The organism is Micromonospora sp. DSM 45708 (genome assembly GCF_039566955.1).
Classification (GTDB): domain Bacteria; phylum Actinomycetota; class Actinomycetes; order Mycobacteriales; family Micromonosporaceae; genus Micromonospora.
This window is the reverse complement of sequence record NZ_CP154796.1, coordinates 6,764,134-6,785,960: the sequence shown is the minus strand read 5'-3', so window position 1 is coordinate 6,785,960 and position 21,827 is coordinate 6,764,134. Positions and strand designations below refer to the sequence as shown.

Sequence of the window (21,827 nt, the reverse complement as noted above, 5' to 3'; positions counted from 1 at the left end):
CGGTTACGCTGCGGCCATGAGCAGTTCGCAGGCGTACCCGACGGCGTCCCCCGACGTCCGGCTCGGCGCGCTGCGACGCCGGCGGTCCCGCGACCGCCTGCGCTGAGCCTTCTTCTCCTGCGACCGGCGGATCGAGCCGCCGGTCGTCGTCGACCCTGCTCGCTCCGCCGCCTTCCCATCCGGTGATCCGCGCGGCGGATCGAGCGAGATCGGCGTACCCATGGATCTTGAGAAGTTGCTGACCGACCGGCTGGCGCCGGCCTTCGCGGCGGTGGCCGGCGGGCCGGTGGACCCGGTCGTGCGGCGCTCGCAGCACGCGGACTTCCAGTCCGACGCGGCGCTCGCGCTGGCCCGGCGGCTCGGCCGGCCGCCGCGGGCCATCGCCGAGGAGGTACGGGAGCGTGCGGAGCTGGCCGACCTCTGCGCGGCGGTCGAGGTGTCCGGGCCGGGCTTCCTCAACCTGACGGTGGCCGACCGGGCGCTCGGCGCGCTGGTCTCCGCGCTGGCCGCCGACCCGCGGCTGGGGGTGCCGGTGGCCGCCGGGCCGGAAACCGTGGTGGTCGACTACTCGGGGCCGAACGTGGCCAAGGAGATGCACGTCGGCCACCTGCGCTCGACCGTGATCGGGGACGCGGCGGCCCGGCTGCTGGAGTGGCTGGGGCACCGGGTGCTGCGGGCCAACCACCTCGGCGACTGGGGCACACCGTTCGGCATGTTGATCGAGCACCTGGTGGACCTGGGCGAGGCCGGGGCGGCGCAGGAACTGTCGATGGGTGACCTGGACGCGTTCTACAAGGCCGCGCGGGAGAAGTTCGACGACGACGCGGCGTTCCGGGACCGGTCCCGGCTGCGGGTGGTGGCGTTGCAGGGGGGCGACCCGGCGACGCTGCGGCTGTGGCGGCTGCTGGTGGCGCAGTCCGAGAGCTACTTCCTGACCGTGTACGAGCTGCTGGACGTGACGTTGTCCGGGGCCGACTTCCGGGGCGAGAGCAGCTATCACGACCTGCTCGCGCCGACGGTCGCGGAGCTGGACCGGCTCGGGCTGCTGCGGCGCAGCGACGGCGCGGACTGCGTGTTCCCGCCGGGTTCGGTGGGGCGGGACGGCGAGCCGTTGCCGTTGATCGTGCGCAAGTCCGACGGCGGGTACGGGTATCCGGCGACCGATCTGGCCGCGCTGCGGCACCGGACCGGCACGCTGGGCGCGACCCGGCTGCTCTACGTGGTCGGGCTGCCGCAGCGACGGCACTTCGAGATGGTCTTCGCGGCTGCCGCGCAGGCCGGCTGGCTGGCCCCGCCGGCACGGGCCGAGCACGTCGGGTTCGGGTCGATCCTCGGGCCGGACGGGCGGATGCTGCGCAGCCGGGCCGGTGGCTCGGTGAAGCTGGTCGACCTGCTGGGCGAGGCGGTGGAGCGCGCCACCGCGCTGGCCCGGGAGCGCAACCCGGACCTGGGGGACGCGGAGGCGGCCGAGGTGGGGCGCGCGGTCGGCATCGCCGCGATCAAGTACGCCGACCTCGCCGGCGACCGGCGCAAGGACTACGTGCTGGACTGGGAGCGGATGCTGTCGCTGGACGGCAACACCGCGCCCTACCTCCAGTACGCGTACTCCCGGATCCGGTCGATCTTCCGGCGGGCCGGCGCGGCGGCGCGGCCCGGCGCGGACGTCGCGCCGGTCGAGTCGGCGGAGCGGGCGCTCGCGTTCGAGCTGGTCGGCTTTCCGGCGGTGGTCGACGCGGTGGCCGGCAGCCTGGAGTTCCACCACCTGGCCGGCTACCTGCACCGGGTGGCGGTGGCGTTCAGCGCGTTCTACGAGCGGTGCCCGGTGCTGCGGGCCGACGGTCCGGTGCGGGAGAGCCGGCTGGCGCTGTGCGACCTGACCGCGCGGGTGCTGGGGCAGGGGTTGTACCTGCTCGGCATCCGCACCCCGGAGCGGCTGTGAGCCGGCCGGGTCAGCGGGCCGGCCAGGACTGCACCTCGGCCAGGTTGCCCTCGGGGTCGCGCAGGTAGGCGGAGCGGACGCCCCCGCCGGGACGGTCGGCCGGTTCGGCCACGACCGTCCCGGCGGGCAGCCCGACACCGGCACCCGGCCGCCTACTCGTACCGCTACGAGTGGCGCGTGGTGGACGGCGGGGTGACCACCGGTCAGCGCTCGATGATCGTGCCCTTCTCGTCGATGCCGTGGGTACGCCAGTAGACGTCCCACTCGTCGTCGACGTGCTGCGGGACCTTGCCCTCCGGGTAGCGCACGTAAGGCGCGGTCGGCTCCTGTCCGTCCGGGAAGCAGGCGCTGCCGCCCTGCCCGCCGACCGCGATGGCCGGATATTCGCCGTCGCCGCAGATCGCCTCCTCGAACGAGCAGCCGGTGGTGAGCATCAGCCCGCTCAGGCCGACCGTGGTCAGGGCGATCAGGATTCGGGTTCGCATGGGGAGAATTCTGGTCGCCCCGGCCGCGCCTGCCATCCGTACCCGTACTCAGTCGTTGGGGTGCAGCAGCACCTTCGTCCAGCCCTGCTCGCGCCGGTCGAAGTGCTCGTACGCCTCGGGCGCCTCGGCCAGCGGCAGCTCGTGCGAGACCAGGAACGACGGCCGGGCGCGGCCGGCGATGATCAGGTCGCGGAGCTGCCGGTTGTAGCGCATCACCGGGGCCTGGCCGGTGCCCATCCGCTGGCCCTTGGTGAAGAACGTGCCGTACTGCCAGCCGATCCGGCCCTCCCGCGCCCGCTTGTCCGGACTGTTGGGGTCCTGCGGCACGTAGACGCCGACCACGCCGATCCCACCGGTGGAGCGGACCACGTCGACCAGGTTGTCCAGCACCAGCTCCGGGTGCTCCTTGCCGGACGGGTCGTGGGCCTGGTAGCCGACCGCCTCCACGCCGCAGTCGGCGCCCACCCCGCCGGTGGCCTCCATGATCTGCTGCACCGGGTCGCCCTCGCCGAAGTTGACCGGCATGGCACCGATCTTCTCGGCCATGGCCAGGCGGTCGGTCTCCTTGTCGACCACGAACACCCGGTCCGCGCCCTTGATCAGCGCACTGTGCGCGGCCATCAGCCCGACCGGGCCGGCGCCGAACACGGCGACCGTGTCACCGGGGGCCTGCCCGGCGAGTTCGGTGCCGTGCCAGCCGGTCGGGAAGATGTCCGACAGCATGGTGAAGTCGTTCTCGTGCTCGGTGCCGGGTGGCAGGCGCAGCAGGTTGAAGTCCGCGTACGGCACGCGCAGGAACTGGGCCTGCCCGCCGTCGTAGGGGCCCATGTTGGCGTAGCCGTAGGCCGCGCCGTCTATCCCCTCGGTCGGGTTGGTCCGCAGGCAGAAGCTGGTCCAGCCGTGCAGGCAGTTGCGGCAGGTGCCGCAGGCGATGTTGAACGGCACGGACACCCGGTCACCGACCTTGATCCGGGTGAGCGCGTCGCCGACCGCCTCGACCACGCCCATGTTCTCGTGGCCGAGGATCTTGCCCGCCTCCACCGCGGTGCGTCCCTCGTACATGTGCAGGTCGGAGCCGCAGATGTTGGTGGTGGTCAGGCGGATGATCGCATCGGTGGGGGCCTGGATGGTGGGGTCGGGCCGGTCCTCGACGGCGACGTCACGGGGACCGCGGTACACGAGAGCTTTCACGGTGGGTCTCCAGATCTGGCGTTTCCCGATTTCGGCAACGTGACTCCTTCCCCTCACCTTTCACCCCGGGACAGCCGGGAGCCGGCGGAACGGAAAAACGGGCTGACCGCCGGGTCAGGGAGCGCAGCGAGCGGCGGCGCGGAACGCCAGCGGGCTTCCGCCGCAGGTGCCGTGTGTTCCGGCGGTCAGCCATCGCACCTGCCAAACACGATGACAACTTCTCACCGCAGATGCGTACGGGTACGATGCCCGACGTGACGGTGTTCCGGATCGGGGAGGCGGCGGAGCTGCTCGGCGTCAGCGCGGACACGGTGCGCCGCTGGGTGGACGCCGGCCGGTTGCCCGCGTCCCGCGACGAGCAGGGCCACCGGGTGATCGACGGCGTCGAACTGGCCGGGTTCGTCCGCGAGCAGGCGGGCGAGCCGGACGGCCGGTCCGAGGAGTCCTCGGCGCGCAACCGCCTGCGGGGGATCGTCACCGCGGTCGCCAAGGACACGGTGATGGCACAGGTGGACATCCAGGCCGGGCCGTTCCGGATCGTCTCGCTGATGAGCCGGGAGGCGGTCGAGGAACTGGGCCTGCGGGTCGGGTCGGTGGCGGTCGCGGTGATCAAGTCGACCACGGTGGTGGTGGAGCGGTCCGCCCCGGCGCACCGACCGCGGGCGGGCGCGTGAGCGCGGCCGGGCGAGCCACCGGGAGGAGACGCTGATGGGTGCACGTGTGGTCCGCGCCGCGCTGGCCGGGGTGACCGCCCTGGCGATGGCGGGCCTGACCGGCTGCGGTGGCGGCACCGGTGCCTCACCGGCCGGCTCGGCCTCCGGTTCCGCCGTGAGCGGCACGGTGACGGTGTTCGCGGCGGCGTCGCTGACCGAGTCGTTCACCCGGATCGGCAGGGAGTTCGAGGCCGCCAACCCGGGCGTGACGGTGCGGTTCAACTTCGCCGGCAGCTCCGCGCTGGCCAACCAGATCAACCAGGGCGCACCCGCGGACGTGTTCGCCTCCGCCGCGCCGAAGAACATGCGGTCGGTCACCGACGCCGGCAACGCCGACGGCTCCCCGACCACGTTCGCGCGCAACCAACTCGTCATCGCGGTGCCCAAGGGCAACCCGAGGCGCATCGACGCGCTGGCCGACCTCACCGGGCCCGGGCTCAAGGTCGCCCTCTGCGCCGAGCAGGTGCCCTGCGGCGCGGCGGCGACCACGGCCCTGAGCGCCGCGCGGGTGACGCTCCGGCCCGTCACGCTCGAGCAGGACGTCAAGGGGGCCCTGTCGAAGGTGAAGCTCGGCGAGGTCGACGCCGCGCTTGTCTACCGCACCGACACCAGGGCTGCCGCCGCCGACGTGGACGGCGTGGAGTTCCCCGAGTCCGCCGGCGCGGTCAACGACTACCCCATCGTGGTGCTGCGGAACGCGGCCAACCGGGCCGGCGCGCGGGCCTTCGTCGCCTACGTACGCTCCGAGCGGGGCACGGCCGTGCTGACCGGTGCCGGCTTCCAGGCCCCGTGACCTCGGCCGAGGTGCCCACAGCGGCCCCGGGCGGGCCGCCGCGCCGCCGCCGGGCGCAACGGGTGCCGGCGGCCCTGCTGGTGCCCGCCCTGGCGGGCCTGCTGTTCCTGGTGCTGCCGCTGGCCGGGCTGGTGGTCCGCGCGCCGTGGGCCAGCCTGCCGCAACGCCTCACCGAGCCCGGCGCGCTGACCGCGCTCCGGCTCTCGGTGCAGACCGCCACCGCCGCCACGCTGGTGTGCCTGCTGCTCGGCGTACCGCTGGCCTGGCTGCTGGCGCGTACCCGGTTTCCCGGCCGCCGGTTGGTCCGCGCGCTGGTCACGGTCCCGCTGGTGCTGCCGCCGGTGGTCGGCGGCGTGGCGCTGTTGCTGGTGTTCGGGCGCCGGGGCCTGCTCGGCGGGTGGCTGGACGCCACGTTCGGTTTCACGCTGCCGTTCACCACCACCGGCGTGGTGGTCGCCGAGGCGTTCGTCGCGATGCCGTTCCTGGTGATCGCCGTCGAGGGCGCGCTGCGCGGGGCGGACGCCCGCTACGAGGAGGCCGCCGCCACGCTCGGCGCCGGCCGTTGGACCACGTTCACGCACGTCACCCTGCCGCTCGTGGCACCGGGCGTCGCCGCCGGAGCGGTGCTGTGCTGGGCACGGGCGCTGGGCGAGTTCGGCGCCACGATCACGTTCGCCGGCAACTACCCGGGCGTCACCCAGACCATGCCGCTGGCGGTCTACCAGACCATCGAGGGCGGCGACCTGGACGGCGCGGTCGTGCTCAGTCTGGTGTTGCTGACCGTGTCGGTGGCGATCCTCGCCGGCCTGCGGGACAAGTGGATCACCAGCGCATGAGCCTCCCCGTCGTGGACGCGCACCTGGTCGTCGACCGGGGCGCCTTCCGCCTGGACCTGCCGCTGCGCATCGACGCCGGTGAGGTGGTCGCCCTGCTCGGCCCGAACGGCGCCGGCAAGACCACCGCCCTGCGCGCCCTCGCCGGCCTGCAACCGCTGAGCGCCGGTCACCTGACCCTCGCCGGGCGGCCCGTCGACCGGCCCGACCAGGGCCTCTGGACACCCGTCGAACAGCGCCCGATCGGCGTGGTCTTCCAGGACTACCTTCTCTTCCCGCACCTGAACGCGCTGGACAACGTGGCCTTCGGGCCGCGACGCCACGGCGCCGACCGGCGCACCGCGCGGCGTCGGGCCGCCGACTGGCTCGACCGGGTCGGGCTGGGCGACCGGGCGCGCAGCAAGCCCCGGCAGCTCTCCGGCGGGCAGGCCCAACGGGTCGCGCTCGCCCGCGCGCTGGCCGTCGACCCGGTGCTGCTGCTGCTCGACGAGCCGCTCGCCGCGCTCGACGCCCGTACCCGGCTCGACACCCGCGCCGAACTCCACCGGCACCTCGGCGACCATCCCGGTGCCACGCTGCTGGTCACCCACGACCCGCTCGACGCGCTCGTCCTGGCCGACCGGCTCGTCATCGTCGAGGACGGCCGGGTCGTGCAGGACGGCGACGCCACCGACATCACCGCGCGGCCCCGCACCGACTACGTCGCCCGGCTCGTCGGCCTCAACCTCTACCGCGGCACCGCCGACGGCCGGACGGTACGGGTCGGTGACCGGCTCACCCTCACCGTCGCCGATCCCCTGCACGGCGACGCGTTCGTCGCGTTCCCGCCCTCGGCCGTCGCCCTGCACCCGAGCCGGCCCGACGGCAGCCCGCGTAACACCTGGGCCGCCGTCATCGCCGGGCTGCAACGCCACGGCGACAACCTCCGCGTGCAACTGGACGGCCCGATCGCGGTGGCCGCCGACGTCACCCCGGCCGCCGCCAGTCACCTCGACCTGGTGCCCGGCCGGTCCGTGTGGGCCGCCGTGAAGGCCGCCGAGACCCGCGCCTACCCCGCCTGACGTACGCCGAGGGCCGGCCTCCCGGTGGGGAGACCGGCCCGTGACGAGCTGCCGGGGAGCCGGTCAGCGTTGCAGGGTCAGCAGGCCCGGTCGGTACGGCAGGAGGCCGTAGTCGCCGCCGGAGTTGGTGGCCCGGCCCTGGTAGAGCAGTTGCAGGTTGCACGGGTCGACGGTGAAGGTCTGGTCGGCGGTGGTGCGGACCAGTTCTCCGTGGCTGATGTCGTTGGTCCAGGTGGCGCCGCTGTTGGCCTTGCCGGCGAACGGGTTGCTCTCGGTGGCCGCGTTCGGCGTCCACGTGCCGTTCAGGCTGGTGGCGGTGAAGGAGCGGAAGTAGCGGCCCTGCGCGCCGATCGCCTCGACGATCATCAGGTAGCGGGTCTGGCCCTGGAGCTTGTAGACCTGCACGGCCTCGAACAGGTTGTTCGTGGTGTCGCTCATGATGGTGGTGTAGTTCGCGCCGAAGTTGCCGGGGAAGTTCCCGATCGGCATGCTCGCCCGGTAGATCTTGCCGTTGTCACCGGCGAAGAACAGGTACATGTTCTGGTCGTCGGCGATGAGCGTCTGGTCGATCGGGCCGGTGCCGGAGCCGGAGATGCTGCCGGTGAACAGCGGCTGCGCCGACGACCACCCGTTCGGGTTGCTCGGGTCGGACGACGTCTTGTAGGAGAACGCGGTGCCACCCCACTGGTAGGCGAGCACCCAGATGTTACGCGGGGCGAAGTAGAACAGCGTCGGCGCGACGGTGCCCTGCGACATGCCGTTCTGGCTGGCCGAGGCCATGTCGGACCAGTTGGTGAACGGGCTGAAGTTCATCGAACCCCACGACGAGCCGAAGTCGTGCGTGGTCGCGTACACCAGGTGCTTGCCGTTGTAGGGCACGACGGTGAAGTCCTTCAGCGACGCCCAACCCGACTTCGGCTGCGCCAGGGCCCCGGTCGAGGACCACCGGTAACTCGACGGCAACGCGCAGGTGCCACCCGGCGGCGGCGTGGTGGGGTTGCCCCCGCCGTCGACGCGGACGAGCTGCCACTGCTGGTTGCTGCCGTTCCAGTCGTCGTACTGGACGATGCTGCCGCCGTCGGCGGTCGAGGCGCCCTGCACCTCCACCGCCTTGTTGCTGTTCCGGTTGATCAACCGGACGTAGCCGCTGTCGGAGTCGGTGAGCCGGAACTGCTGGTTGGTCCCGTTGGCGTCGGACCACTGCACGATGTTCGCGGAGTTGGCGGTGGAGAAGTTGTAGACGTCCAGCACCTTGCCGGACAGCCGCGACCGCAGCCGGTAGTAGCCGCCGCCCGAGTCGACGAACTGCCACTGCTGCTGATTGCCGTTGTTGCGCGCCCACTGCACGATCCGCGCGCCGTCGTTCGTGGCCAGGTTGTAGACGTCCAGGGCTTTGCCGCTGTTGCGGTTCACCAGCACGTACCAGGCGCTGGTGTCGACCGTCGCCGCGGCGGCGGGTGACGACACCACGGCCGCCGCGCCGACGCCGGCCAGCAGGGCCGTCACGCCGGCCGCGACGACCCGCGGCAACCACCGCCGCCGCCGACTCGGCGGGGCGATCGATGGAGACCTACCAAAGGCGAACATGATCCTCCTCGATGGCCAGAACCCGGACGTACGCCGCCAGGGTGTTAGCGCTAACAAGACATGGCCCACGCGTCGCGCACGCCAGATCCCGACAAGGCAGACCCGTCCCGGTCAGCCCCAGCCTCGTCCTTGACCATCGAATGTGGGCGATAACAGGACGTTCGTCAAGTCGTAACTTCCCCGAAGCAATCGACGACCGCCGTCCGGAGCGCCTTCCCGCGCAGGTGCCGCGCCGCCTCCCGGGCCTTTCCACGAGCGCGACACGGATAATGATGACGCTAACATCGACGTTTGCGCATCATTCGGTCGATGAAGGCCGCCGGGCGGCGCGGAACGCCAACGCCGGTCGGGCCGGGGCATCGCGGTGCCCCGGCCCGTACGCCCGATCGGTGGCGCGCGCCGCGAGGTTCAGCCGCAGCGCCGGCCGTTGAGCGTGAAGGCGGCCGGCGCCGGGTTGGTGCCGCTCCACGTGCCGTTGAAGCCGATGCTGGTGGACGCGCCGGGGGCGATCCTGCCGTTCCAGCTCAGGCTCTCCGCGGTCACGCCCGTGCCGTTCTGCTTCCAGGTGGCCGACCAACCCTGGCCGACCTTCTGGGTGCCGGTCGGGAAGTCGAAGGCCAGTTTCCAGCCGTCGATCGCGGTGGTGCCGGTGTTCCTGATCGTGACCGTCGCGGTGAAGCCGCCCGGCCAACTGTTCGCCGCGTAGCCGACCGAGCAGCCGCCGGTCGGAGCGCCGGTCGCGGTCCGCACGGTCAGGCCGGGCGAGGCCGCCGAGACGTTGCCCGCCGCGTCCCGGGCGGTCACCACGAAGGTGTACGGGGTGTCCGGCGTCAACCCGGTCACGGTGTACGCGGTGCCGGTGGCGCTGCCCACCTTCACGGTCCCGGTGGCGTCCACCCGGTGCACGTCGTAACCGGTCACGCCGGTGTCGTCGGTGGACGGCGCCCAAGTCAGCGCCACGCTGTCACCGGTGACCGTGCCGGCGGCCGGCTTGCCCGGGGCGGTCGGCGGCCGGGTGTCGCCGGGGGCGGCGCCGCGTGGCAGCACCAGGTGGGTGATCGAGTTGGCCGGGAAGGTGGCGGTCAGGCCGGTGGCGCCCACCGGCTGGTCGGCCTCCCGGACCACACCGGCGAGATTCGCCGCGCTGTAGCGGTAGACCTGGGCGGTGCCGGCGGAGACGCCGGTCAGGGCCACCGGGCTGGTCAGGTCGTCGCCGGTCTTGTTGACCACGACCAGGGTCAGCGCCTTGTCGGCGGTCCGCTCGGCCGCGTACACGGCCAGCTTGTCCTGGTCGGCGCTGGCGGCCCGGACGGACGTCTCGCCGAACGCGCCGCCGGCGCCGTCGTAGTTGCGGTAGATGCGGAACGCGTCGGCCACCGGCTGGTCGGCGGTCGGGGCGGTCCAGAGGCTGGCCAGGTCGAGCCCCTCCCGGCCGAAGATGCCGAGCACGTCGGCCTGGGCGAGCGCGCCGTTGAGCGACCCGTACCCGCCCCAGCTGTACTCGGTCATCGCGATCTTCGTGCCCGGGTAGTGCTTGTCGACCAGCTCGCGCATCCGCGGGATGAAGCGGACCGGCTGGTTGATCCAGCTCTCGTCCACGTACGTCGGGTCCCAGAGCTGGCGGGTCGAGCGCAGTCGCAGCGCCTGGGTGGCGGCGTCACCGGCACCGGACCCGCTGACGCCGGACTGCTGCGGGTAGAGGTGCACGTCGAAGTAGTCGAGGACGCGGGTGCCGTGCTGCTGCTCGTACTCCCGCATCCGGTCCAGATACCACGGGCCGAGGTCCTGACCGCCGTGCGCGGCCTTGTCCGGCGGGTTCGACCAGCAGCCCGTCCGTGAGCAGGTGTCCTGGTCCAGCCCCGAGTAGAAGATCGAGTTCAGGCCCCAGCCGACCGGGCCCAGCGTCTTCGCCCCCGGGTCGGCCGCCTTGATCGCCGCGCCGTACGCGTAGGTGCGGTCGCGCAGCTCGTCGTAGCCGAGCCCGACCGGGCGCACGTCGCGGTGGGTCGAGTGCCACAGGTCCGGCTCGTTGTCCAGGTTGTAGAACCGCACCCCGCCGGCACCGGCGGCGCCGAACCGGTCCTTGAGGTGGGTGACGAAGTCGGTGGCGTACTGCGGCCCGACCGCGACGCTGGTGTCCTCCGGGTCGTTGCCGGTGATCAGGCTGCCGTCCGGCTTCTTGCCGTTGCCGCAGTCGGGCGCCCACTGGTCGGTGGACTCCTGCGGGCCGTACTTGGCGACGCTGAAGCCGCACGCCCGGGACCGGTCCTTGGCGATCCAGCCGATCATCGGCACCGTCATGATCGTGTCGGTGCCGGTGGCCTTGTTCCGTGCCACGAACCGGTCGCTCTCCGAGCCGTCGGGCAGGCTGTCCGGATCGGTGTTGTCGTTCGGGATGTTCTCGAAGTACCAGTCCGCGGCCCGGTTGGTGGTGTCGTTGCGGAAGTTGTAGCGGGTGGTGGCGTTGCCGCCGTACCGGTGCACCGGTAGCCGCAGCTCCCGGGCGAGCGCCTCGTCGGCGAAGTTCATACCGTAGACGTACGGGCTGATCGCGTGCCGGTCGGCGGTGGTGTCGACGACCAGCGCCGGGCCGGCCGCGGCCTGGGCGGGCCCTGGCAGGGCCAGGCCGCCGAGCGTGGCGGCCAGCACGACCGGGAGCAGTGCTGTGGTGGGACGCACGAGCTCTTCCTTCCTGAAGGAAATCGAAGCTCGCCGTTGGGAGCGCCCCCACAGACTGGCCTGGTTCGCCGGCCGCGTCAACACGTCGGCAGTCGTGCCGAGGGCCGCCGCCCGGGCCCGCGGGGCCGTTCGCGGGTGTATCGGGAAACGCATACGCCCGCGCAACAGCCCGGCGTCTTCACTTCAGGGACGAACCGGGCGCCGTCCGCCCGGTTCGCCACCGAGAAGGAGCGTGGGCATGGACTCGACACGGGGTGTCGACCGGCGGCGGCTGGTCCGATGGGGCGGACTGGCCGCCACCGGCGCGATCGCGGCCGGTGTGCCGCTGGCGAACGCCGGGACCGGCCACGCCGCCACCGGCTCGTCCCGACCCGACCGCATCCCGCCGGCCACCCGGCCGGGCGGGGCGTACGACAGGTACGTGGCGCGGCTGGCCGCCGAGGGCCGGTTCTCCGGCGTGGTGCTGCTGTCGCACCGGGGCCGGACGGTGCTGTCCCGCAGCTACGGCATGGCCGACCGGGAGCGGGGCATCCGCAACCACTCCGGCACCGCGTTCACGCTCAGCTCGGCGGGCAAGCCGTTCTGCGCGGTCGCCGTCCTGCAACTGGCGCAGCAGGGGCGGCTTCGGCTGTCCGACCCGGTGGGCCGGCACCTGACCGGCTTCGCCCCGGACATCGCCGAGCAGGTGACCGTCCACCACATGCTCACCGGCACCTCCGGGATGAACACGCCCGACGAGGACATCCACCGGGTCTTCCGGAGCCGCGCGGAGGTCCACGCGTACCAGGAGCGGTGGGCCCGGCAGGCGAAGCTGGTGGGCACGCCCGGCCTGCCCAACGGCTTCCACGCCGGCGCCGAGGCCGCCGTCCCCGCCCTGATCGTGGAGGCGGTGAGCGGCCAGACGTACTGGGACTACGTCGAGGAGCACATCTTCCGGCGCTGCGGCATGACCGGCTCGGCGTTCCACACCCGGCCGCGGTGGCTCACCGACGAGCGCCTCGCGCACCCGTACATGACGCTGGCCGACGGCAGCCGGGTCGACGCCCTCCGCCACCTCGACCAGGGCAGCCCCTACGAGTACATGCGCGACCGGAACCCGGGTCGCGCCTTCATCGACGCCGTCGGTGACGGCGGCTTCGCCACCGCGCCGGACCTGGTCCGGTTCGCCCGCGCGCTGGGCGACGGCACGCTGCTGGACCGGCCGTGGGCCGACGTGCTCACCGCCGCCAAGCTCCCGCTCGGCCCGGCCTCGTTCGGCACGTACGGGCCGTCGGCCGAGATCGTCGGCGGCCAGTGGGTGATCCAGCGGGCCGGCGGCAACCCCGGCGTCTGCGCGAACTGGACCAGCTACCCGGACACCGGCTGGGTCGGCGTCATCCTCGCGAACTGCGACGACGCGCCGCTGGTGGACATGATCGGGCGGGAGACGCAGGCGGTCACCGGGGCGACGCCCGGCGACGGGGCGGGCGGCTGAGGTGGGGATCGCGCCACCCCGCCGTACGCGGAGGGTCGTGCTCGTCGGCGCGGCGGTCCTCGGCCTGGCCGGCGTCGCGTCCGCGGTGCGGCGACCGCTCCTGATGGCCGCTCCGGCGTGCCGGGACGGGCGGTGGCACGGCTGCTACGACACGGAGAACGGCGTCCTGCTCATGATGCTGGTCGGGCTGCCGGTCGCCGCGCTGGCGGTCGGTGCCCTGGCGCTGGGTCGGCGGGCCGCCGGCGTCACCGGGGCGTGGCGGATGTCGCTGGCCGAGGTGGGCCTGGTCTACGGGACGGTGCCGTTCGTGTGGCTGACCATGATGCCGGGCCCGGGGGCCGGCGTCGTCCCCGGTCGGCTGAGCCTGGTCCCGCTGCGGGACCTGGCCACGATGGGGCCGCTCGGGATCGGCGGCAACCTGCTGGTGCTCGCGGCGCTGGGCTTCTTCGCGCCGATGCGGTTCGCGGCGCTGGCCTCCCCGTCCCGGCTCCTGGCGCTCGGGGCGGGTTGCTCGGCCGTGATCGAGGCCCTCCAGTACGTGCTGCGGCTGGACCGGGTGTCGTCCGTGGACGACGTGCTGGTCAACGCCGCCGGTGCGGCGCTGTTCGGGTTGGCGTCCCGCCGCTGGTGGCGTGGTCCGGCGGAGCGACCTGCACCGGTGCCGGCGGCGGCAGACTGATCCGCATGCGCGTACTGATCGTGGAGGACGAGCCCTACCTGGCCGAAGCCGTCCGGGACGGGCTCCGGCTGGCGGCGATCGCCGCCGACATCGCCGGCGACGGTGTCTCCGCCCTGGAACTGCTCGACGTCAACGCCTACGACCTCGCGGTGCTCGACCGCGACATCCCCGGGCCCTCCGGCGACGAGGTCGCCCGGCACATCGTCGCCTCCGGCAGCGGCATCCCGATCCTCATGCTCACCGCCGCCGACCGGATCGACGACAAGGCCTCCGGGTTCGAGCTGGGCGCCGACGACTACCTCACCAAGCCGTTCGAGCTGCGGGAACTCGTCCTGCGGCTGCGGGCGCTCGACCGTCGGCGCGGGTACGCCCGGCCGCCGGTGCGGCAGCTCGCCGGCCTGCGGCTCGATCCGTTCCGGCGGGAGGTCTTCCGGGACGGACGCTATGTCGCGCTCACCCGCAAGCAGTTCGCCGTGCTGGAGGTCCTCGTCGCCGCCGAGGGCGGGGTGGTCAGCGCCGAGGACCTGCTGGAGCGGGCCTGGGACGCCAACGCCGACCCGTTCACCAACGCGGTGCGCATCACCGTCTCCGCGCTGCGCAAGCGGCTCGGCGAGCCCTGGATCATCGCCACGGTGCCGGGCGTCGGCTACCGCATCGCGGTGTCACCGCCGGCCGGCGGCGAGCGTGGCTAGGAAGGCGGGGCTGAGCGTCCGGGTCCGGCTCACGCTCAGCTACGCCGGGTTCCTGGTGCTCGCCGGCGTGCTGCTGCTCGCCACGGTGTGGGTGTTCCTCCTGCGGTACGTGCCCGACCGGGCCATGCTCATCGTCCCCGGCTCCGCGGACACGCTCACCCCCGGCGTCTTTCCCGTCCGGTCCAACCTGCTGCGCGTCTTCGCGCCGAGGGCCGCCGAGATCCTGGCGTTCCTGCTGGCGTTCGGCCTCCTCGGGGGCTGGGTCCTCGCCGGCCGGATGCTCGCGCCGCTGACCCGGATCACGGCGGCGGCCCGGACGGCCGGGACCGGTTCGCTGTCGCACCGGATCCGCCTGACGGGTCGACGGGACGAGTTCCGTGACCTCTCCGACGCGTTCGACGCGATGCTCGAACGCATCGAGTCCCACGTCGCGGAGCAACAGCGGTTCGCCGCGAACGCCGCCCACGAGCTGCGGACGCCGCTGGCCGTCTCGCGGGCGCTGCTCGACGTCGCCCGCGACGATCCCGGTCGGGACCGGGACGAACTCGTCGAACGCCTGTCGGCGGTCAACCGGCGGGCGATCGACCTCACCGAGGCGCTCCTGCTGCTCGGTCGCGCCGACCGGTGGAACGTCGTCCGGGACCGGGTCGACCTCTCCCTGCTCGCCGAGGACGCCGTCGAGTCGCTGCTCCCCCTCGCCGAGCAGCGCGGGATCAGGCTGGACGTGACCGGCGGGGCGGCCCCGACCGTCGGCTCCACCGAACTGCTGTCGCGGATGGTGACGAACCTCGTCCAGAACGCGATCGTCCACAACCGCCCCGCCGACGGCGCCGTGACGGTCCGGACCGGGACGCACGGCGACGCCAGCGTGCTGCGTGTGGCGAACACCGGGCCCCGGCTCCCGCCGGGGGTCGTGCCGACGCTGACCGAGCCGTTCCAGCGCGGCACGGAACGCGTACGCGCCGACCAGCACGTCGGTGCCGGCCTCGGCCTGGCCATCGTGCAGAGCGTCGTCCGTGCCCACCACGGGACGCTCGACCTCGCGGCCGGACCCGACGGCGGTCTGCTCGTCACGGTCCGGCTGCCCGGCGGGGCGCCGGCGTCACCGCGGCGGTGACGCCGGCGCCCCTGCCCGTTACGGGGTGACCACCCGGCCGCCGAAGGTCACCACGAGGCGACCGTCGGACGCGAAGGACCAACCCAGGGCGCCGGAGTACGCGGAGCACCGGGACCCGTTGGTGCCGGACCAGAACTGGTTCGAGCTGTCGGCGTTGCCGACGATCCGGTCGCTCGTGCCACCGTCGCACGAGGTGTTGTTCCGGAACACCGAGGAGCCGCCGTCGAAGTTGAAGTTGCGCTCGGTGTTGCCGATGCTGGCGTTGTTCGACACCGTCATCGAGCCGACGTTGCGGTTGTAGGTGAACCCGTGCTGGCCGTTGTCGTACGCGATGTTGCCGCGCACGACGTGGTTCACGCCGATGTCCTCGCCGCCGAGCTTGAAGCCGTTGCGGTCACCGGCGCCGGCCTGGCCACCGTTGCTCAGCGTGCCGTTGCCGTACGCCAGGGAGGACTCGATGGTCACCGGGCCGATGGGCCCGGTGTCGCTCTTGGTGTAGAGGTCGTAGCCGTCGTCGATGTTGTTGTGGGACACGGTGTAGCGGAAGACGTTGCCGGTGCCGACGGTGAGCTTCGGGGCGAAGCCGTCGGCGTCCTCCCCGTCGGAGTCGGCGTTGTCGTGCGACTCGGTGCTCACCACGAGGTTGTTCGCGGGCCACTGGTCGCGGGGCGCGTTGGCCACCAGCCGCGAGAGTTGCAGACCCGAGTCCCGGTTGAAGCGGGTCACCACGCGCTCGACGATGTTGTTGTTGCCGGCGAGCAGGATGCCGTTGTCCCCGGCCCGCTCGACGACGACGCCGCGGAGGTGCCAGTACGACCCGCCCATCACGAGCCCCCGGTTCGCCGGGTCCTCGCTCTGCGCGGAGAAGTTCAGGACCGGCGTCTCACCCGGGTAGGCGAAGATGTTCTTGCGCCCGCTCGACGTGCCGTTGTTGCCCTGGCCGATGGTGACGGTCTGGGTGTAGCGGTAGGTGCCGCCGCGCAGGTAGATGGTGCCGCCGGCGGCGACCCGGGTGATCGCCGAGGTGAGCGTCGTCGGGTTCGCCTGCGTGCCGGCCGCGCCGTCGGTGCCGGTCGGTGCCACGTACAGCGTGCCGCTCGACGGCGGCGGGGTGGACGGTGGCGGGGTGGTCGGACCGGTGGTCGGCGGCGGGGTGGTCGGCCCGGTCGTGGGCGGCGGCGTGGTCGCGCCCGAGGCGTACGTCTCGAACTCGGCGATCTTCGGCGTGGCGGTCGAGCTGGTGATCTCGAAATTGATCTTGCTGAGCGAGGTGGCGGCGAACGTGATGACGCCCGCCCCGGTGCCGCTGGCCAGCGTGGCGCCGGTGTCGTTGTTGACGACCCGCCAGGAGCCGACGGCCCCGACGGCGCCGGCCGCCTCCCGGATATTGATCGAGGCCACCGTGGTGGCGGAACCCCACTTCACCGAGATTCGGCCGGTCGAGCCGGCCGGTGACCAGTAGGTGCTCATGTTGCCGTCGATCGCGTTGCCGTAGCTGGTGCCGTCGGCCTTGCTGGAACCGTCCGCACCGGCACCGAGGCTCAGATTAGTTGCATTGGCGTTGATCGATGCCAGGTTGAGGTCGCCGAATGCGCCCGACGCCTGGGTCATCGGTATCGCCGCGACGACCGCGGCGGCGGCGACCACAGCGATCCCGCCGGTTAGAAGCTTGTGTCGCACTGCGGTTCTCACAGTTGGACTCCTCGGGAGTAGACACGGCGCGGGCACGGCTTCCACCGCCCCGACACCGCATGTGGCTTCGTGTGCGCACCCTCAGCCCGGATCGAAACATCGATGAAACACAGGCTAAGAAAGCGCTTACCGGCGAGGCAATAGCAAAGACGTGCAGGTTTGTTGCATACGTGGTGTTGATCCTGATCATGACAGTCGTCGGCCGGCCCGGCTGCTCACGTCGGCGATCGTGGTTCCGGCCGCGGCACGATCAGCAGGCGGATGCGGGGCGGGCCGGTGCCGGCGTGCGACAGTCCGTCCTCGGCGCAGGGGAGGGCGTCGCGTGCGCCGCCGGCGTAGTGGGCGATCAGGCTCTGGGTGGCGCGGGCCCAGGCCTGCGCGTCGGGCTGCGCGGCGGCGGTGGCGAGGTCGAACGCCTCGGCGGCGTACGCGCGGGCGACGCGGAAGTCCCGCAGGTCCAGGGCGAGCGCGGCGAGCAACCCGGACAGGTGGACGGCGGCCGTGTAGAGCCGGGCGCGTTGCGGGGGGTGTTGTCGCGCGGCCATCAGCTCGTCCACGTCGGTCCGCAGTGGACTGAGGCGGGCCACCAGCGTGCCCGGCGGAAGGCGCTCGTTGTCGGCTATCGCCCGCCGGACCTCGCGTTCCAGGTGCGCCAGCCGCGCGTCGTCATCGGTGGTACGCGTCAGCGCGGCCCGGCGGGCGGCGATGCGTTCCTCGGGCTCCCACCGCGCCGCCCAGCCGGCCGGGTCGGTGCTGGCACGTTCGCGGTGGAGGCCCAGCTCGGCGATGCGGTCGTAGTCGGCGGTCAACGTGCCGCCGGTGCGCAGGACGGTGTCGCACCGGCACCAGAACGTCCGGTCGGGGTGCTGCCGGCCGGTCTCGGTGCTTGCGATCGAGCTGCGGGCGTACCGCACGAGCGGGGCGAGGCCGTGCTGGGTGAGGCCGGCGGCCCTGCGCAGGTGGGCGAGACGACGGCCGAGCGCGCGGCGCGCGGCGCTGATCTCGTCACTGTCGTCCATCAGCCACCACCCCGGTCGAGCGGTCACGGTGAGGAGTGACAGTAACGACCGGGTGTGACATTTTCCAGGCGTACGCCGGGCCGGGTGGCGGTGTCGGAGTCGATGTCGGAACAGGCCGACATTGTCGGTGGGCGGCGTCGCGGGCGTGTCGGCCGGTCGGAGTCCTACGGTGCCTGCATGCGCTCCGGCCAGACCTGATCCCCGCCACCGCACATCCACGTCACCGACCCGCCAGCCCGTCGTAGGGAGGATCCGTCATGCCCGAAACCGACCGTTCCGATCCCGCGTCGCCCACCCCCGCGTCGGAGGTCGACTCGGTGTTGCCGGAGCTGCGGGAGATGTGGTGGGAGACCGGCGTCCGCGCCCGGGCCCAGGCCGGCCTGTTCGCCGTCTTCACCGAGCTGCCCCGCCTGATCGGGGCCGCCCTCGTGGTGAGCTGGCGCGCCGATCGGCTGCGGACGTCGATCGTGGCGGCCACGACCGTGGGCGCGGGCGTGATGGCGGCGTTCGGGCTCCTCGCCGCGCAGCGGGTGCTCGTGGAGTTGTTCGCCGGCGGCCCCACCGGGGACAAGGTCCGCGCCGCGCTGCCCGCGCTGGTCGCGCTCGCGGCGGTGACCGCACTGCGCGGGGGAATGGCCACCGCGATGGGGTACGCGCAGAACGGGCTGGCGCCGAAGGTGGATCGGGAGGTGGAACGGGGCCTGTTCGAGGTGTCCACGGCGGTACGGCTGGAAGCCTTCGACGCCGACGCGTTCGCCGACGACATGGAGCGGGCCTCCCGCGGCGCGGACTCGACCACCGGGTTGGTACAGGCCGCGATGAACCTGCTCGCCGGGCTCGCCGGCGTGGTGGCCGTCGCGGTCGCCGTGGTGCTGGTCCACCCGCTGCTGCTGGTCGCGCTGCTGGTCGCGACCGTGCCGAACGGGTGGGCGTCGCTGCGCGCCGGGCACCTCCGCTACCAGACGTACGCCGCGGGCTCGGTCCGACGGCGGCGGTTGTGGCTGCTGCACCGGCTGATGGCCGAACGCGACTCCGCCCCCGAGCTGCGCTCCTACGGCCTGCGACAGTTCCTGCTCGACCAGTACGACCGGGTGATGGGTGTGGAGACCCACATCCAGCTCGGGCTCGCCCGCCGGGTCACCACGACCACCACCGTCGGGGCGTTGATCGGCGGGATCGCCACCATGGCGGTCTACGTCCTGCTCGGGCTGCTGCTCGTCGACGGGCAGATCCCGCTCGCCGCGGCGGCCACCTGCGTCATCGCCGTGCAGGCCGCGCAACGATCGCTGGCCGTAGTCACCTTCCAGGTCGACCGCGTCTACACCGAGGGGCAGCACTTCCGCGACTACAGCGGCTTCATGACGCGTGCCGCCGACTACCTCCCCGCACCCCGGGACCGGGACGCGCCCCCCGCCGCGCCGCGACGACTGCATGCCATCACCGTCGAGAACGTCAGCCTGCGCTACCCCGACCGCGACACCGCCGCCGTCGACGGGGTGACCCTGTCCATCGGGCCGGGCGAGACGGTGGCGTTCGTCGGGGAGAACGGCTCCGGCAAGTCCACCCTCGCCACCATGATCGCCACCCTGCGTACGCCCACCGCCGGCACGATCCGCTACGACGACCGGCCCCACGACGACTGGGACACCGACGCGCTACGGGCCCGGATCGCGGTCGTCACGCAGGAGTACCACAAGTGGCCGTTCACCGCCGCCACGAACATCGCCATCGGCGACGTCACCACCGCAGCCGACCGGGACCGCATCACCGCTGCCGCCGCCCGGGCCGTCGCCCACGACATGATCACCGAACTGCCCCACGGCTACGAGACACTGCTCGACCGCACGTTCGCCGGCGGGCAGGACCTCTCCGGCGGGCAGTGGCAGCGCATCACCGCCGCCCGCGGGTTCCTGCGCGACGCCGACGTGCTCATCATGGACGAACCGTCCTCCGCCCTCGACCCCCGCGCCGAGGACGCGTTGTTCCAGGCCATCCGCGACCGGCAGGGACGTGCCATCACCATCCTGATCACCCATCGGCTGGCCAACGTCCGCCACGCCGACCGCATCTACGTCCTGCACCACGGGCGCCTCGTCGAGGCCGGCACCCACCACGACCTCATGGCCGCCCACGGACGCTACGCCGACCTGTTCACCCTCCAGGCCGCCGGTTACCACACCACCACGCCCGCCACGACGCTTCCCCGCCAGCCCTCCTCCGCCTGACGGTTGGGTCGACGTCACGGAATGGGTCCGACCCGCTGCTGCACCGCACGGAAAATGGGCCTGCCCACCTCCCGAAACGACCCGTTTCTGCGGTACGTCCGAAGGAACTCGAACCCCTGGCCTTCTGATCCGCAGTCCGCGCCCATCAGATGCGCTTCACGCTGCGCAAAGGCGGCTCCGCCCCGCCCTCGCCCACAAACGCCGACCCAGGTGGTGACCACGCACACACTGTCCCGCGCCGATGCCTGGTGCGCTGACCGGCGGGCCGTCTTCGTCACCCGTGCATCCCGCCCCACGCCGCAACGGCCCCGCGAACATCCACATCCGCGCACGTCCGACGATCGGGGACCGAGCACGGTGGACAGACAGCGGACCGACGGGCGACCACGAACGCGGCCGAACAACATCAACTCGGTGAATCACGAGATCAACTCGAAGCACGTCCACGGATGTGGTTAAGATCGTCGTCTGTCCCGTTGACGGCATTCCCGTTGATGGCAGTCCCGACCATCGGACGCAGGCGCAGGAAATTAGGTCTCATCGGTCATTTCCCATCGACCATCGGGCATGAGTGGCCTTGGCACAACCCGGCATTTACCGAAGTCGGTAAAGATCCTTGTCACCGTCTAGAGAACTGGAGCATGCGTGTCTTCCATGAACAGAAGGAAGCTGATCGCGCTCGGGGCCGGCGCGGTCGCCGCGGCGGCGACCGGCACCGCGGCACAGGCCGCACCGTCCACCGACGGTGCGCGGATCGCCGCTCCGTCCGCCGCCGACCTCGCAGCCTCCCTTCCCGGGGGGTTCACGAGCAGGTACGCGGACGTCAACGGGATCCGGCTGCACTACGTCGCCGGCGGGCGCGGGGAACCCCTGATCCTGCTGCACGGCTGGCCGCAGACGTGGTGGGAGTACCACAAGGTGATGCCCGCGCTGGCCACCCGGTACCGCGTGATCGCCGTCGACCTGCGCGGCGCCGGCAACTCCAGCAAGCCCGCGTCCGGGTACGACAAGAAGACCATGGCGGCGGACATCGCGGCGCTGGCCGGGGCGCTGGGCTACGCCAAGGTGAACGTCGTGGGTCACGACATGGGGTCGATGGTCGCCTACAGCATGGCGGCGAACCACCCCTCGGTCATCAACAAGATCGCCATGCTGGACGTGGATCACCCGAACAGCAGCTACTACGAGTTCCGCATGCTGCCGGCGCCGGGTGCCCCGTTCCACCCCTGGTGGTTCGCCTTCAACCAGGTGTCACAACTGCCGGAGCAGCTCATCACCGGCCGGTCCCGCTTCCTCGTCGACTGGATGTTCGACAACCTCCTGGTCAACAAGGCCGCGATCAACGACTTCGACCGGGCCGTCTACGCCCTGGCCTATTCGACCCCGGACGCCATCCGGGGCGGCAACGGCTGGTACAAGGCGCTGGGTCAGGACATCATCGACAACGAGACGTACGCGCCGGTGACCGTCCCGGTCCTGGGCATCGCCCACGACATCTTCTACCCGAGTTTCGCCGCGACGCTCACCCAGCAGGCGACCAACGTGCAGCTGGTGCAGATCGACAACACCGGGCACTACTTCGTGGACGAGCAGCCCCAGGTACTCGTCCAGCACCTGCGGGCGTTCTTCGGCTGAGCGGGCCGAGCCG

The 21,827-nt window shown here is 72.3% G+C and carries 17 protein-coding genes; 11 read left to right on the top strand and 6 right to left on the bottom strand.

The features are described from left to right. Positions 1-220 precede the first annotated feature (220 nt). Entirely contained in the window at positions 221-1,939 is a 1,719-nt protein-coding gene (gene argS / locus VKK44_RS29820; protein WP_343444506.1) for an arginine--tRNA ligase, read from the top strand. 203 nt (positions 1,940-2,142) lie between these two features. On the opposite strand, the gene VKK44_RS29815 is transcribed toward argS, so the two are convergent. Together VKK44_RS29815 and VKK44_RS29810 are read right to left on the bottom strand one after the other, a co-directional pair. After that, complete coding sequence (locus tag VKK44_RS29815; protein WP_343444505.1) at positions 2,143-2,424, bottom strand: SCO0607 family lipoprotein; 282 nt, start codon at positions 2,422-2,424, stop codon at positions 2,143-2,145. Positions 2,425-2,472: 48 nt separating this feature from the next. Next, positions 2,473-3,615, bottom strand: coding sequence for a glutathione-independent formaldehyde dehydrogenase (locus tag VKK44_RS29810; protein WP_343444504.1), 1,143 nt, complete (start codon positions 3,613-3,615; stop codon positions 2,473-2,475). 254 nt (positions 3,616-3,869) lie between these two features. Here VKK44_RS29810 and VKK44_RS29805 point away from each other — a divergent pair, with 254 nt between their 5' ends. From VKK44_RS29805 to VKK44_RS29790, 4 genes are read left to right on the top strand one after another with little or no spacing between them, the layout of a single operon-like run. After that, complete coding sequence (locus tag VKK44_RS29805) at positions 3,870-4,289, top strand: TOBE domain-containing protein (RefSeq protein WP_343444503.1); 420 nt, start codon at positions 3,870-3,872, stop codon at positions 4,287-4,289. Positions 4,290-4,323: 34 nt separating this feature from the next. Continuing rightward, positions 4,324-5,121, top strand: a complete 798-nt coding sequence (gene modA / locus VKK44_RS29800; protein ID WP_343444502.1) for a molybdate ABC transporter substrate-binding protein — start codon at positions 4,324-4,326, stop codon at positions 5,119-5,121. A gap of 11 nt (positions 5,122-5,132) precedes the next feature. Beyond that, positions 5,133-5,957, top strand: coding sequence for an ABC transporter permease (locus VKK44_RS29795; RefSeq protein WP_343444501.1), 825 nt, complete (start codon positions 5,133-5,135; stop codon positions 5,955-5,957). Beyond that, positions 5,954-7,015, top strand: coding sequence for an ABC transporter ATP-binding protein (locus tag VKK44_RS29790; protein ID WP_343444500.1), 1,062 nt, complete (start codon positions 5,954-5,956; stop codon positions 7,013-7,015). Before VKK44_RS29795 ends, VKK44_RS29790 begins: the two co-directional genes overlap by 4 nt. A 63-nt stretch (positions 7,016-7,078) precedes the next feature. On the opposite strand, the gene VKK44_RS29785 is transcribed toward VKK44_RS29790, so the two are convergent. Together VKK44_RS29785 and VKK44_RS29780 are read right to left on the bottom strand one after the other, a co-directional pair. Continuing rightward, positions 7,079-8,602, bottom strand: a complete 1,524-nt coding sequence (locus VKK44_RS29785; protein WP_343444499.1) for a non-reducing end alpha-L-arabinofuranosidase family hydrolase — start codon at positions 8,600-8,602, stop codon at positions 7,079-7,081. 408 nt (positions 8,603-9,010) lie between these two features. Next, on the bottom strand, positions 9,011-11,281 hold the full coding sequence (locus VKK44_RS29780) for a glycoside hydrolase family 44 protein (RefSeq protein ID WP_343444498.1): 2,271 nt from the start codon (positions 11,279-11,281) through the stop codon (positions 9,011-9,013). 238 nt (positions 11,282-11,519) lie between these two features. Between VKK44_RS29780 and VKK44_RS29775 the strand changes: the two genes are divergently transcribed. From VKK44_RS29775 to VKK44_RS29760, 4 genes are read left to right on the top strand one after another with little or no spacing between them, the layout of a single operon-like run. Continuing rightward, positions 11,520-12,755: a serine hydrolase domain-containing protein gene (locus VKK44_RS29775; protein WP_343444497.1), complete on the top strand. Its 1,236-nt coding sequence runs from the start codon at positions 11,520-11,522 to the stop codon at positions 12,753-12,755. Between the two features lie 37 nt (positions 12,756-12,792). After that, positions 12,793-13,434 carry a VanZ family protein gene (locus tag VKK44_RS29770; RefSeq protein WP_343444496.1) on the top strand — a complete coding sequence of 214 codons (642 nt, stop codon included), beginning with the start codon at positions 12,793-12,795 and terminating at the stop codon, positions 13,432-13,434. A gap of 5 nt (positions 13,435-13,439) precedes the next feature. Beyond that, the gene (locus VKK44_RS29765) at positions 13,440-14,126 is read left to right on the top strand and encodes a response regulator transcription factor (RefSeq protein ID WP_343444495.1); all 687 of its coding nucleotides are present in this window, start codon (positions 13,440-13,442) and stop codon (positions 14,124-14,126) included. Then, positions 14,119-15,243 (top strand): sensor histidine kinase, encoded by a 1,125-nt coding sequence (locus VKK44_RS29760; protein ID WP_343444494.1) that lies wholly within the window; start codon positions 14,119-14,121, stop codon positions 15,241-15,243. The genes VKK44_RS29765 and VKK44_RS29760 overlap by 8 nt, the downstream gene beginning before the upstream one ends. An 18-nt stretch (positions 15,244-15,261) precedes the next feature. Here VKK44_RS29760 and VKK44_RS29755 read toward each other — a convergent pair whose 3' ends face one another. Together VKK44_RS29755 and VKK44_RS29750 are read right to left on the bottom strand one after the other, a co-directional pair. Next, positions 15,262-16,809: a cellulose-binding protein gene (locus tag VKK44_RS29755; RefSeq protein ID WP_458351700.1), complete on the bottom strand. Its 1,548-nt coding sequence runs from the start codon at positions 16,807-16,809 to the stop codon at positions 15,262-15,264. A gap of 341 nt (positions 16,810-17,150) precedes the next feature. Further along, positions 17,151-17,954: a helix-turn-helix domain-containing protein gene (locus VKK44_RS29750; RefSeq protein WP_343444493.1), complete on the bottom strand. Its 804-nt coding sequence runs from the start codon at positions 17,952-17,954 to the stop codon at positions 17,151-17,153. Positions 17,955-18,211: 257 nt separating this feature from the next. Between VKK44_RS29750 and VKK44_RS29745 the strand changes: the two genes are divergently transcribed. Then, entirely contained in the window at positions 18,212-20,179 is a 1,968-nt protein-coding gene (locus VKK44_RS29745) for an ABC transporter ATP-binding protein (RefSeq protein WP_343444492.1), read from the top strand. 654 nt (positions 20,180-20,833) lie between these two features. Further along, positions 20,834-21,814: an alpha/beta fold hydrolase gene (locus tag VKK44_RS29740; protein ID WP_343444491.1), complete on the top strand. Its 981-nt coding sequence runs from the start codon at positions 20,834-20,836 to the stop codon at positions 21,812-21,814. Positions 21,815-21,827 lie beyond the last annotated feature (13 nt).

Coding starts and splice junctions, on each gene's coding strand:
- argS (WP_343444506.1), top strand. CDS start 221: ATGGATCTTGAGAAGTTGCTGACCGACCGGCTGGCGCCGGCCTTCGCG.
- VKK44_RS29815 (WP_343444505.1), bottom strand. CDS start 2,424: ATGCGAACCCGAATCCTGATCGCCCTGACCACGGTCGGCCTGAGCGGG.
- modA (WP_343444502.1), top strand. CDS start 4,324: ATGGGTGCACGTGTGGTCCGCGCCGCGCTGGCCGGGGTGACCGCCCTG.
- VKK44_RS29790 (WP_343444500.1), top strand. CDS start 5,954: ATGAGCCTCCCCGTCGTGGACGCGCACCTGGTCGTCGACCGGGGCGCC.
- VKK44_RS29785 (WP_343444499.1), bottom strand. CDS start 8,602: ATGTTCGCCTTTGGTAGGTCTCCATCGATCGCCCCGCCGAGTCGGCGG.
- VKK44_RS29775 (WP_343444497.1), top strand. CDS start 11,520: ATGGACTCGACACGGGGTGTCGACCGGCGGCGGCTGGTCCGATGGGGC.
- VKK44_RS29765 (WP_343444495.1), top strand. CDS start 13,440: ATGCGCGTACTGATCGTGGAGGACGAGCCCTACCTGGCCGAAGCCGTC.
- VKK44_RS29750 (WP_343444493.1), bottom strand. CDS start 17,954: ATGGACGACAGTGACGAGATCAGCGCCGCGCGCCGCGCGCTCGGCCGT.
- VKK44_RS29745 (WP_343444492.1), top strand. CDS start 18,212: ATGCCCGAAACCGACCGTTCCGATCCCGCGTCGCCCACCCCCGCGTCG.
- VKK44_RS29740 (WP_343444491.1), top strand. CDS start 20,834: ATGAACAGAAGGAAGCTGATCGCGCTCGGGGCCGGCGCGGTCGCCGCG.